Source organism: Gammaproteobacteria bacterium, from assembly GCA_028819075.1.
In the GTDB taxonomy this organism is placed as follows: domain Bacteria; phylum Gemmatimonadota; class Gemmatimonadetes; order Longimicrobiales; family Gaopeijiaceae; genus BD2-11.
Genome location: JAPPMM010000028.1, coordinates 48,637 through 62,078, shown reverse-complemented (window position 1 = coordinate 62,078; position 13,442 = coordinate 48,637). Strand labels below are relative to the sequence as shown.

Genomic DNA, 13,442 nt, shown 5'->3' with positions numbered 1-13,442 from the left:
GGCTATTGCGGTGGAAGATCGGCGTCCGTATTGTGAACGTGTTGACACATCCCTCATGAGAACATTCTGCCAGAGGCCGTGTGCTTGACCGCATTCCCGATGCGTTGGCTCCGCTCAGTCCGGAGAGATGAGCGTTCGCGATAGATCTTCCAGCCGAATCGGCAACCTGCCGAGGTTGGGGTCCTTCCAAGACGTCTTGCCCCATGAAGGAGGCAGAATCATGGCGTTTGACAAGTTCTCACGCACCGCAGGAATCGCACTCATCACCTGCCTTGCTGTGGGCTGGGGTAGCGCTCCGCTGATGGCGCAGGCTTCGGGCACACTGGCAGGAGAGGTGCGCGATGCCGGATCGGGGCGCGCAATTGTCGGTGCGCAGGTCTACCTGGTCGACACGAGCATCGGTTCGCTCACCAACGCCGAGGGGCAGGTTCTACTTCTGAACGTCCCTGCCGGGGAGCACGTGGTCCGCGCCGAGTACCTGGGTTATCGCAGGGTGGACCAGACCGTCCAGGTGGAGTCGGGCGAGACCGTCCAGGTGACCTTCGATCTCGAAGAGACGGCCCTGCAGCTGGATGAGATCGTCGTCACCGGCGCAGGGCAGCAGACGGAGCGGCGCAAGCTGGGCAACACGGTCGCAGCGATCTCCGTCACCGAGCTCGAGGACGCGCCGACCCTGTCCTTCTCCGAGATCCTCCAGGGCCGCGAGCCCGGCGTGATCGCCATGCCTGAAGGCGGGGTGACAGGCGAAGGCGCACGAATCCGGATTCGGGGAAGCGCCTCTCTCTCCCAGTCGAACGAGCCGATCGTGTACGTCGATGGCGTCCGAGTGGACAGGGGTGGAGGATACCACTCTCCGTACATCGACACGGGCGGCGGTGGTCAGCCCTCACGCCTGGACGACATCCAGATCGAGTCGATCGAACGTGTCGAGATTCTGAAGGGGGCCGCCGCGGCGACGCTCTACGGCACGGAGGCCTCGAACGGAGTGATCCAGATCTTCACCAAGAGGGGGCGTAGCGGGGCGCCGCGTTGGACCCTTTCCAGCGAATTGGGCGCCTCCAACTACGACATGGATGCGGCCTACGACCCGCTCTCGGGCTGGACGGCGTCAGCGGAGGACGCGGCCCGCCTCAGCAGCTTCTACGGAATCACGATCCGGCCCTACGAGCCCTACAGCATTCCCGAGTTCTACCACTTCGGCGTGGAGAACGGCTGGAACACGAACAACAACCTGTCGGTGTCGGGCGGCACGGATGCGGTGACCTATTTCCTCTCGGGTACCTACGGGTTCCAGGATGGTCCATTCGGCTTCACCGAACTGGGGCCGACCCGCGACACCGATCGCAAGGCGCAGGCCTCTGCCAGCGTTCAGCTCCTGCCCGTCGAGGGGCTGAGCGTCGGGCTCACGTCGAGTTTCACCGATCGGCGCATGGAGGTCCCCCAGAACAACAACACGCTCTACAGCCCAATCGGGCTCATCAACGACGCGAACCCCAACGAGGGAACGTGCGGTGATTCGAACCGCGTGAGCTTCGGCATCTGTGACGGTCCCGGCAATCCCCTGGCGTCAACGTTCTTCGCCACGTCGCGAGAGGCCTCCCAGATTCAGACCCAGCAGAATGTCCGACACTACACGGGTTCGTTGTCGACGCAGTGGAATGCGCTGTCGCGTGACGCCTGGGACCTCAGCCTCGACGGCACCTTCGGCGTCGACTTCACGAGCGAATTCGGCTCCACCCTCGTTCCCCTGGGGTGGAACGTGGACAATTTCACGAGCAATGATACCGAGGGCCGGCGGGCCGTGAGCGATCGGGTTCAAAGGCAACTCACGACCGACGTCAAGGGAATCTGGGACTGGCAGGTCAACAACGACCTGACCTCGAACACGGTGGTCGGCGGACAGGCCTTCATCAACAAGGAGCGCATCCATTCCTCCTTCGGTGAGGTCTTTCCGGGACCGGGACTCGACGTGGTCGGAGCCGCATCGGATCAGGGCGTGTTCGAGCAGGTCCTGGAGCAGGTGAATGCGGGACTGTTCGTCCAGAATCAGCTCGGCTATCAGGACTTCGTCTTCGCGACAGTAGGCGGTCGCTTCGACAAACACAGCGCTTTCGGCCAGGAAGCCGGTCGGGCCTTCTACCCGAAGGCGGGCCTGTCCGTCGTACCCAGCCAGAGATCCGCCTGGGAGAGCTCCACCTTCTCGACGTTCCGCCTCAGGGCCGCCATAGGAAAGTCAGGTCTCCAACCCGGCGCGTTTGACAAGTTCACGACCTTCTCCCCCCTCCCTTCAGCGGAAGGACCAGGGCTCCAGCCTGACAATCTCGGCAACCCGGACCTCAATCCCGAGGTCTCGACAGAGTGGGAGGTCGGCGGCGAAGCGGGCTTCTTCAACGACCGGGCCTCCATCGACGTGACCTACTGGAACCGTGAGGTGGTGGACGCGCTGGTTGCCCGGCAGTTTCCGGTCAGCGGCGGCTTCATCAATACGCAGCTCGTGAACATCGGCCTGCTGAGTGCGAAGGGCTTCGACGTCGGCATCGCGGCATACCTCGTCGACAGGCCCAACTTCTCGCTCGACGCCTTCGTGAACGGAGCGTATCTGGACGAAGTGGTCGAAGACCTCGGCGGCGCTCCACCGATCAAGGTCGGAGGCTCCTACCCCCGGTACCGGAACTTCCTGGCCGAGGGGTTCTCGCCGGGAGCGTTCCTGGGAGCGCAGCTCCTGGAGGTAGGTTCGGGCATGGTGCCGTTCGACTCGAACGGCGACGGCCAGCCCGACACGAGAGAAGAATACCTGAGATACCTCTCCGAGCCGCGCGACCTCGACGACCTGGGTCTTGATCCCCTCCTCGCGGACGAGGACGGTGACGGCGATCCCCTGGATCACTACAAGGGCAAGCCCATTCCGGACTGGCAGGGGTCGTTCGGCATCAGAGGCTCGTTCCTCGGAGACTTCAGGTTCTCTACGCTGTTCGAGTACGCGTACAATGTGCACACCTACAACCTGACCTACGCATTCAGGGAAGAGGGCTCGTGGTCTCGCAACACCCCGCGGTCTGCGCGGGTCGAGGCCACGATGAACAACCCGGCCAGCACGGCCGAGCAGCGACTCGAAGCCGCGATGGAGTGGGCCACCGCGATCACTGGCCTGTCGCCGCGAAGCGGCCTCAACGTGGTCGACAGGTCCGACTACATCCGGCTGCGAGAGTTGAGCCTCACCTACGACGTCCCCTCGTCGCTGGCGTCCCGACTCGGCCTGGAGACCCTCGCCGTCACAGCCACGGGTCGCAACCTGTTGCTGTGGACCGACTACTACGGGGTCGATCCGGAAGCGAACAACGCTGGCCGTGGTGGAGGATACGGAGAGATCGGCATTGATGGGCTCGAGAGCAACTTCCTGCTCAACGTGGACATGTACGGTTTACCGCAGCAGCGGCGGTTTGCCATCGGGTTCCGCGCGGGCTTCTAGGAGACAGGAGGGAACGATGAAGCGGCACTTGAATGCACTGCGGTGGCGGCCCCTTGGTCGAGGCTCCTTTCTCTTCGCATTGCTGGTCCTAGGGCCGGCCGGCTGCACGGGGCTCTTCGACGTGGAAAACCCCAACAACGTGAATGCCGACGACCTGGAGGTTCCGTCGGCGGCATCGGCACTTGTAAACGGCACGCTCTCGTCCGTGGCCCAGTCATGGTCGAGGATGTTGGCTCTCACCTCCACGGCCACGGACGAAGTGCGCTGGATCGGTTCCCGGCAGGGATGGCTCAAACTGGACCAGGGGACGATCAGCGACCCCCTGAACGAGTTCGTGGACGCGGCCTGGATCTCATTTGGGCAGGCCCGTTGGCTCGCGGACGAGACGATTGGCAAACTCGAGGGGTTCCAGTCGGCCGGGGAGTTGCTCGATGCGACCGACCTCGCCCGGGCCTACCTCTACGGCGGGATCGTCTACACCCTGATCGGAGACAGCTGGGACGACTTCGTCCTGTCCGACCGAGCGGAAGCGGCGGCCCCGATCGGCGCGGACAACATGAGCCAGATGTACACGACGGCCATCGAATACCTTACCAACGGCTTGGCGATCGCCCGGTCCGAGGGAGCCGGCGACCTTGAGCTCCAGCTGCTCGCGCAGCGGGCGCGCGCGAGGTTCGCCGCGGCCGTGTGGCACAAGCTGAATCCTCCAGGCATGGCCCCGTCCGACCCGTGGGTGAACGACTCCGGCGCAAACTCCGATGCAGCGGCCGTGCTAGCTCTGGTCGGCGGTTCCGACTGGAAGTATGAGTTCGCCTATAGCGCGACGACGGTTACGAGTTACGTCGGAGGACAGATCAACAACCGGCAGGAGCTTCGGTTCGACGACGATCTCGCCACCTACCCGGGTCGCGGCTCGAGCAAGCCGGTGGACGTCATCCTCAACGACATCATCGACGAGATGCCGGATCCCGTGCTTGCCGACCTGATCTTCAACTGGACCGAGACGCGGGATGTGGGCTCTCTGACCGTCGTGTCGGCGCGGGAGATGCACCTGATCCTGGCCGAGGCTGCTCTCGCGTCGGGCGACCAGACTGGCGCCGTGACGCATATCAACCATGTGCGCGCGATGACCCCCGGACTGACTCCCTTCGACCCGGGCATGTACTCCGCGAGCACGGCGGACCTGCTCAAACACACGCGCTTCGTGAACCTCTTCTTCCAGGGGCGGCGCTTGGGGGATCTCTACCGCTACGGAGACCCGGCCAACCTGTGGCAGACGACCTCCGAAGCCTACAACACGCCGGGTGTGTTCTTCCCGATAACGCAGATCGAACGCGAATCCAATCCGAACGTCGGCTGAGGCGTAGCGGGCCGTTCTGATCGGAGGGCATCAAGGCATCGACGGGGGCTGGGAGACGCCCAAGAGAATGCAATGGCATCCTGGATGAGTGAGGCATCCCGTCTTCTCGGCGTCGTCACGCTGGTCGGGCTCACTTCGCTGGCGTTGCCGGCGGCCCTGGCTTCTCAGAGCGACCTGCAGGCCGAGGCTTCGCGTCCCCGATACGACGTATCGCTCTTCCGGGCCCTCGAGTACCGTCTGGTGGGTCCCTATCGAGGCGGACGCGTGTCCGCGGTGGCCGGCATTCCGGACAGGCCGACGACGTTCTACATGGGGTCCACGGGCGGCGGCGTCTGGAGGACGGACGACGCCGGCGAGAATTGGCGCAACATCTCGGACGGATACTTCGGGAGCGCATCGGTGGGCGGGATGGCGCTGGCGCCGTCCGATCCGAATGTCCTGTATGTGGGGATGGGGGAGGTATGCATCCGCCACAACGTGTCGGCAGGCGACGGCATCTACGGGTCGGTCGACGGGGGGCGGACGTGGCAACACCTGGGACTGCGTAACGCGGGGCAGATCGGGCGGATCCGGGTCCACCCGGACGATCCCGACCTGGTATACGCGGCTGTCTTCGGGCACGCCTTCGGGCCGAATCCCGAGCGGGGTGTATACCGCTCCGCTGATGGAGGGAACACGTGGGAGCGGGTGCTGTTCGTGAGCGAGGAGGTCGGAGCGGCCGACCTGGCGATGCATCCCTCCGACCCCGGGATCCTCTATGCGACGATGTGGGAGGCGGTGCGGAAGCCGTGGACGCTGAGCAGCGGCGGAGAGGGCAGCGGCCTTTTTCGCAGCATGGACGGCGGGGACACCTGGGAGGAGTTGACCGAAGGCCTGCCGCAAGGGATCAAGGGCCGTATCGGGGTGACCATCTCGCCGGCGAACCCGGACCGGGTGTGGGCCATCGTGGAAGCGCACGACGGGGGCCTGTTCCGGTCTGACGACGGGGGCGAGAGCTTCCGCCTCATCAACACCGACCGGCGCATCCGGTCGCGGGCGTACTACTACATGCACATCCGCGCCGACCCGGTGGACGAGAACGCGATCTATGCACTCAACGTCGGGTTCTTCAGGTCGGTCGACGGCGGAGTGAGTTTCGAGCGACTCACGGTGCCTCACGCGGACAACCACGATCTCTGGATCAATCCGCGGGATCCCCGCATCATGGTCCTGGGGAACGACGGAGGCGCCACCGTCACCTTCAACGGCGGGGTCTCGTGGTCCACGCAGGCGAATCAGCCGACGGCCGAACTGTACCGGGTCAGCCTCGACAACCAGTTCCCTTACCGGTTGTACGCGGGGCAGCAGGACAACACGACCATATCGATCCCGAGCCGGAAGCTCGGCGGCGTCTCGGAGCACTCCTATGCCGTCGGAGGTGGCGAGCAGGGCCATATCGCGGTGCGTCCCGACAATCCGAACATCGTCTTCGCGGGCAACAACGAGGCCGCCATCACGCGCTACGACCACGCCACCGGCGAGGCCCGCAGCATCATGACCTACCCCGAACTCGGGGAGGGCAAGGCCGCCATCGACTTCAAGTACCGCCACCAGATGCACGCCCCCATCCGGCTCTCGCCGCACGATCCGGACATCCTCTACTACACGTCCCAGTTCGTTCATCGCTCCACAGACGAGGGCCAGAGCTGGACCATCATCAGTCCGGACCTGACGCGGGACGACGAGACGAAGCAGGGTGACTCCGGCGGTCCGATCACTTTCGATAACTGGACCTCGGAGACCTACGGGACGGTCTTCGCCTTCGAGGCGTCGCCGCATGCGCCCGGCCTGCTGTGGGCCGGTACGGACGACGGGCTGATGCACATCTCGCGGGATGAAGGGGCGAGCTGGCAGGACATCACGCCTCGCGGGATGCCGGAATGGGGAACGGTGAACATGGTCGAGCTGTCGGCCCACGGCCCGGGCCGCGCGTTCATCGCCGTGCATCGCTACCGCGAGGACGACTTCCGGCCCTACATCTTCCGCACCGACGACTACGGCGAAAGCTGGGACCTGCTGACGGACGGGCTGAACGGCATTCCGCCGCACCATTTCGTGAGGGCGGTGCGGGAGGACCCCGGTCGGCGCGGCCTGCTCTACGCCGGCACGGAGTACGGCATGTACGTCTCGTTCGACGACGGAGGAAGCTGGCAGCCCCTCCAACTCAACCTGCCCGTCACTCCGATCACGGACATCGCGGTCCACGAACAGGACCTGGCCGTGTCGACGCAGGGCCGTTCGTTCTGGATTCTGGACGATCTGACGCCCCTGCATCACCTCACCGACGAGGTGGCCGCGTCGGAGGCGTACCTCTATCCGCCCCGGGTCGCATATCGAGTGGCCGGGACGAGCGCCGCCGGCCCGCGAGTGGGCGAAAACCCGCCGGACGCCGCTGTGGTCCACTATCACCTGGGCGAGCCCCTCAGCGGCGAGTTGACGCTCGATGTCCTCGACTCGGCGGGCAGAGTGATTCGGACGGCCTCGAGCGACGGGGAGGATGGCGCGCTCGGGACGGATCCGGGCATGCACCGATGGGTGTGGGACCTCAGGTATCCCGGTCCCGAGCTCATCGGAGGGCTGGTGATCTGGGGGGCAACCGATGGTCCCAGGGCGGTTCCGGGGACGTACAGGGTGCGCATGCGGGTGGGAGATCGCGACCAGACCCGGTCCTTCCGGGTGCTCCGGGATCCACGGGTGGCCACGACCGATGCCGAGTTCGTCGAGCAGTTCGAGCTGGCGATCAGGATTCGGGACCGGGCGACCCAGACACACCGGAGCATCGGCCGAATCCACGCCGCCCGGAGCCGGATCGAGGAGTTGGAGCAGCGCGCAGCGGCGAGGGGCGTCGGAGAGGAGATCTCCCGCGTAGCCGAGCCATTGCTGGCCGGGCTGACCCGCGTCGAAGAATCGCTGAGGGAGACGAGACTCGAGGCTGCGGAGGATGCCATCAACTTCGGCACGAAACTCGACAACCAGCTCATTTTCCTCATGAACACGATTCTCAGCGCCGATGCCCGACCCACGGACGCGGCGTACGAGCGGTACGAAGATCTGGACCGCGAGCTCACCGGGGTGCTCTCGGACCTGGAGCGCCTCATGGAGAACGACCTGCCCTCGCTCATCGCTCTGGCGAAGCGGCGAGGCGTGCCGGGCATAGTCCCGTAACCGGGGATACCTGCAGCTCGAAGGGAGCGATCGGATGAAGAGGAGAGAATTCGTGGGCGGGATGGGCCGCGCGGCGGCCGCCGTGGGGGCCTCGCCCCTCGTCCCGGGCGGTCTCTGGGAGATACCGGACAAGCTGACGCTCGCCGCGCTGGGTGACATCATCATGACCCGCCGCATCAGCAACCAGCGGGATCCCCGTCTGCTGGAGCTGGTCGAGCTGCTCCGGAGCGCCGACTGCGCCTGGGCCAACTGCGAGATGAACATCATGGACCACCGCATCGGATACCCGATGGGGAAGGGACAGGACGGGACGATCATCTGCGAGCCCTGGGGCGGCGAGGAGCTTGCGTGGATGGGAATCGATCTTCTCGGGATGGCCAACAACCACACGGCCGACTACGGAGAGGAGGGCGTCCTGGAGACCATCAGGAACGTCGAGCGCGCGGGGCTCAGGCACGCCGGCTCCGGGCAGGACATGCAGTATGCTTCAAAGCCCGGCTATTTCGACAGCCCCCGGGGACGGGTAGGCCAGGTGAGCTGCGCCTCCACGTTCGCCTCCTGGAGCATGGCCGCCTACACGACGCCGCACGCCAAGGGACGACCAGGGCTCAATCCGCTCCGCTGGAGCCGGAGTTATCAGCTCGAGTCGGAACAGTTCGATCAGCTGCGCGAGGTCGGCCAGGCGGTCGCCGAGGCAACCGGTAACGAAAACGCCGAGTCGGCTGCGGACGCACTCGACTTCATGGGGAACCGTTTCACGCGCGGTGACGCCAACGACATCTTCAGCGAGCCCAACGCCGAGGATCTGGAGCGGATCACCGAAGCCGTCGGGATCGCCCGCCGGAACTCGAAGGTCGTAATCGTTTCGATTCACGCCCACGAGGGCTACCGGGACCGGGAGGTGCCGGCCCGCTTCCTGGTGACGTTTGCGCGCGCATGCATCGACGCGGGGGCAGATGCCTTCTTCGGAACCGGACCGCACATTCTCCGCGGTCTCGAGATGTACCGCGGCAAACCGATCTTCTACAGCCTGGCCAACGGCGTATTCCAGTACGAGACCGTGAACCAGATCGGGGCCGAGGAGTTCGTGGCCAGCAACCTGGATCGCGACACGCTCGATCCGTCACTCGCTTTCGACTACGCCTTCGCCGACATGGTGGTCGACAACCGCTATTGGGAGACGGTGGTTCCGTACATCACGTTCGAGGATGGAAGCGAGGTCACCGACATCAAGCTCTACCCCGTCGTCATGGGACAACATGAGCCCCGCCACTGGCGTGGCACCCCGATCATGGCAACTGCGGAGGAGGGAGAGGCGATAGTGGATAGCCTTGCCCGGTTGTCGGAGCCGTACGGTACGCGCATGAGCTACCAGGACGGGATCGGTCACGTGGCGTTGTAGGAGGAAGCCCGCCACGGAGAGGACGACGGGACGGGACAACCGTGTTTCGAGCACCCAACACAGGATATGGAGGAATAGAGATGCAAGCCGGCAAACTGAACGCGGCATTCCTGGTCACACTGGCACTACTCCCTTCGGCCTGTCAGCGTCAGGACGGGGCTTCGGGCGCATACGACATACTCATCACAAACGGTCGGATCGTGGACGGGACCGGCAGCCCGGCGTTCGAGGGCGACGTCGGCATCCGGGGGCAACGCATCGCCGCCGTCGGGGATCTGTCCGACGCCGAAGCCGGGCGCGTGATCGACGCTACCGGACACGTGGTGGCGCCCGGCTTCATCGACCTGCACAGCCACTCTTCCTGGTACTTCCTGGTCGATCCCCGTACGCCCAGCAAGGTGACCCAGGGAATCACGCTGGACATCGAGGGAGAAGGCCGTTCGGTCGCGCCCATCGACGACCGGTACGTCGCCGAACGGGCCGCCTCCTACGAGCGCTTCGGCATCGAGCCGGACTGGCGCACGCTCGGCGAGTTCTTCGACCGGCTCGACGCCAACCCGGCGGCCATCAACTTCGCGTCGTTCGTCGGCACCGCGAACATCCGGGAGCTGGCCGTGGGGCTGGACGACCGCCCCGCCACCCCGGAAGAGCTGCTCGAGATGGAGAGACTGACGGCCGAGGCCATGGAGGACGGCGCGCTGGGCGTGTTCTCCGCCCTCATGTACACCCCGGACCGCTTCAATACTACGGAGGAGTTGGTGCTGATGGCGCAGGTGGCCGGTCGCTACGGCGGCGTCTACCAGACCCATCAGCGCAGCGAGGGAGACGCCCTCTTCGAATCGCTCGACGAGGTCTTTCACATCGCCCGCGAGTCCGGCATCAGGACGAACGTCACCCACCTGAAGGCGGCATACGTCGCCAACTGGGGCAGGATGGCCGAGGTGGTGGACCGCATCAACCGGGCGCGGGAGGAGGGTCTCGACATCGCCGCCGACATCTACCCCTACGTCTGGGGGGCCGCGGGCCTGCGCGCGCTGCTTCCCCCCTGGGCCCGCGAAGGCGGAGTCGCGGATATCGAGCGGCGAATGGGGGATTCGGCCATTCGGGACAGCATCAAGCGCGAACTCGACGTGCCGACGGCCGAGTGGGAGAACGAGTATCTGGGCGCCGGCGGAGCCGTCAACTTCAGGATCGTCGACGTGCAGGGAAACGAGAACTACCTGCGATACGAGGGAATGATGCTCGATGAGATCGCGGCCGACCTCGGCAAGGATCCGAAGGACGGGATCATGGACATGATTCAGGAAGGGGGCGCGGGGTTCGTCTCCCTGCTCACGGACGAGAATGACCTTCGCCTGGCCATGCGTCAGCCCTGGGTGGCGTTCGGGACTGACGGCAGGCTGGCCGCGCCCGACGGGCCTCTCGCCGCCGGCTTGCCTCATCCCAGGGCATACGGCACCTATGCCAGGATCCTGGGCCGGTATGTCCGCGAGCTGGGTGTGATCAGCCTGGAGGAGGCGATCCGCAAATCGACCTCCCTGGCGGCCGAGAACATCGGGGTCGAGGATCGCGGGACCCTGGCCGAGGGCCTCTACGCCGACGTTGTTGTCTTCGATCCGGAAACCATCATGGACCACGCCACCTATCAGGACCCCCACCAGTATTCCACGGGCGTAGAGTACGTCGTGGTGAACGGGGAGGTTGTTCTGGATGAGGGAGAGATCACGGATGCCAGGCCCGGCGTGGTGGTTCGCGGGTGGGGCTATCGAGGAGGCGGATGATGCCGGAAGCAACGAAGGCTCATGCGTCCGTCAGGGCGGCCCCGCTCCGGACCGTCACCAGGAGGGAGGTTCTCATGTCCACGCCGCGGCGGCTTTCCGGATCGATCGCTCTCTGGCTCGCGATCTGTGTTGCGGCGCCCTCATGCCGGGACGCCGGGGATGCCCCGGACGACGCGCCCGACGCTCCGACTGTCCCCGAGAACACCGTCCAGGGCGATCTCGCAGCCGAGATCGACGCATACGTTGCCGGGTTCACGCCGGATCGCTTCGGCGGAACCGTTCTCGTGGCAAAGGGGGGAGAGGTCGTTCTCAACAAGGGCTATGGGATGGCCGACCGCTCCGGGAACATTCCCAATTCTTCGGAGAGCGTCATCATCATCGGCTCCATCACGAAGCAGTTCACCGCTGCGGGGATCCTCAAGCTGGAGATGCAGGGGAAGCTGAGTACGGAGGACTCGCTTCAGGAGTACTTCCCCGATCTTCCCGAAGAGAAGAGGGACATAACCCTCCATCAGTTGCTCACCCACACCGCCGGCCTGATCGACTACACGGGTGATGACTGGGACAACGGCGATTTCGAAGTGGCGCCGCGCGACGAGACCATCCAGGAGGCGTTCGACGCGCCCCTGCTTTCGGTTCCCGGGGAGGAGTTCAACTACTCGAATTCGAGCTACAGCGTGCTGGCCGCGATCATCGAACTTGTCTCCGGCCAGTCATACGAGGAGTACCTGAGCGAGCATGTCTTCAAACCGGCGGGTCTGGACGCGACGGGTTACCGCCTGCCACCCTGGGACGAGCATGTCGTTTCCCACTACTACGTGGAAGGCGAAGACCTCGGAACCCCTCTCGAACGGCCCTATCCCCAATGGAACGTGCTGGGAAACGGTGGCCTCCTGACCACCAACGGCGACCTGTATCGCTGGCACCTCGCCCTCGCAGGCGAGACGGTTCTCTCGGCCGAAGCCAAGCGGAAGTTCTACACGCCTTTTCTGGACAACTACGCTCTCGGATGGGACGTGGAGCAGACCGACAACGGCCTTCTCATCCAGCACACTGGCGGCGGATCGTTCGGGGGCGCCGACAGCGCCGTCTTTCGCCGATACGTCGATGCCGGGGTCGTCATCGCCGTCCTCGGTCATGTGTCGTTTGAAGAGGAGAACATGACCGGGGAGATTACCGAGCGAATCGCGGAGATCGTGTTCGGCGCCGGATAGGGATCACGCTGTCTGGTCACGCTCCAGCGTCAGGTAGACCGCCTTTGCGATCTGCACGTCCTGGACAGCTACCCCGGTCAGATCCGCGACGGTGAGCTGATCGTCCGATGAGCGTCGCAATCCTGGATCGGAGATGACCTTTCCCAGCTCGACGGGTTTTGCGCCGTCGAGCACCCCCGCCCTCGTGGCCTGATAGATCTCGCCTCTCGACCTGCACTGCTCGATGCTGTCGGCGACGACAATGTCGGCCCGTGCCAGAATCTCCGCATCCAGCTCCTGCTTTTCCGGCGTGTCCGACCCCACCGCGGTAATGTGCGTGCCGGACCGAATGTCGTCACTGCGAAGCAGCGGCCTTCGGGCCGGGGTGACACAGACGATGAGATTGCATTCCGCAGCGACTTCGGCAGGGTCGAGGGTCGTATCGACATGGTAGCCGAGGGGCTCCATGTCGCGCCTGTAGGCTTCGACTTCCCCCTCGCCGAGGCCCCAGACCATGACGTCCCGGCAATCGACTGCCGAATCGAGCATGAGGAGTTGCCTGCGGGCCTGATCGCCGGCCCCGACGATGCCGATCCGCCGCACGTTGCCCGGCGCCAGGTACCTGGCCACGACAGCCCCCGCGGCTGCCGTCCGGACGCCGGTGAGATGCCCCTCGTCGAGAAGCACGGAGAGCAGCTTGCCCGTTCGCTGACAGAACAGCAACATGAGCCCGGAGTTGACGGGTAGCCCCAGCTTCACGTTGTCGTAGAAGCCGCTGGCTACCTTGATCACGAAATAGTCATCGTCCTTGATGAACCCGTACTTGATGTGAGCTTCTCCGCGCGGATCCTCGAAGAGCATCTCGCCCACCGGCGGGACGACCACGTCACCGCGCGAGTAAGCGACGAACCCCTCTTCGATGAAGCCCACGACATCGATCTGGTCCAGAGCGGCGTTGATTTGCGGGAGATCGATGATCTGCGGCATTCTGGCCCCCTTTGGATGGTCCGGTTCGTGGGAACGTTGTCCGCGC

Annotated in this window: 7 protein-coding genes; 6 read left to right on the top strand and 1 reads right to left on the bottom strand. The window is 64.9% G+C overall.

Annotated elements, in window-relative coordinates:
• Positions 1-220 precede the first annotated feature (220 nt).
• The 6 genes from OXU32_06520 to OXU32_06495 all read left to right on the top strand — a co-directional run bounded on the left by OXU32_06520 (position 221) and on the right by OXU32_06495 (position 12,430).
• Positions 221-3,469, top strand: a complete 3,249-nt coding sequence (locus OXU32_06520; protein ID MDE0073619.1) for a SusC/RagA family TonB-linked outer membrane protein — start codon at positions 221-223, stop codon at positions 3,467-3,469.
• A gap of 16 nt (positions 3,470-3,485) precedes the next feature.
• A complete protein-coding gene (locus OXU32_06515) occupies positions 3,486-4,829 on the top strand; it encodes a RagB/SusD family nutrient uptake outer membrane protein (GenBank protein MDE0073618.1) in 1,344 nt (447 codons plus the stop codon).
• An 84-nt stretch (positions 4,830-4,913) separates the two neighbouring features.
• Positions 4,914-8,033: a glycosyl hydrolase gene (locus tag OXU32_06510; protein ID MDE0073617.1), complete on the top strand. Its 3,120-nt coding sequence runs from the start codon at positions 4,914-4,916 to the stop codon at positions 8,031-8,033.
• A 34-nt stretch (positions 8,034-8,067) separates the two neighbouring features.
• Positions 8,068-9,435 carry a CapA family protein gene (locus tag OXU32_06505; GenBank protein ID MDE0073616.1) on the top strand — a complete coding sequence of 456 codons (1,368 nt, stop codon included), beginning with the start codon at positions 8,068-8,070 and terminating at the stop codon, positions 9,433-9,435.
• A gap of 80 nt (positions 9,436-9,515) precedes the next feature.
• Complete coding sequence (locus OXU32_06500; GenBank protein ID MDE0073615.1) at positions 9,516-11,216, top strand: D-aminoacylase; 1,701 nt, start codon at positions 9,516-9,518, stop codon at positions 11,214-11,216.
• A gap of 74 nt (positions 11,217-11,290) precedes the next feature.
• A complete protein-coding gene (locus OXU32_06495; protein MDE0073614.1) occupies positions 11,291-12,430 on the top strand; it encodes a serine hydrolase in 1,140 nt (379 codons plus the stop codon).
• A 3-nt stretch (positions 12,431-12,433) separates the two neighbouring features.
• On the opposite strand, the gene OXU32_06490 is transcribed toward OXU32_06495, so the two are convergent.
• Positions 12,434-13,396 (bottom strand): ornithine cyclodeaminase family protein, encoded by a 963-nt coding sequence (locus tag OXU32_06490; GenBank protein MDE0073613.1) that lies wholly within the window; start codon positions 13,394-13,396, stop codon positions 12,434-12,436.
• Positions 13,397-13,442: the final 46 nt, after the last annotated feature.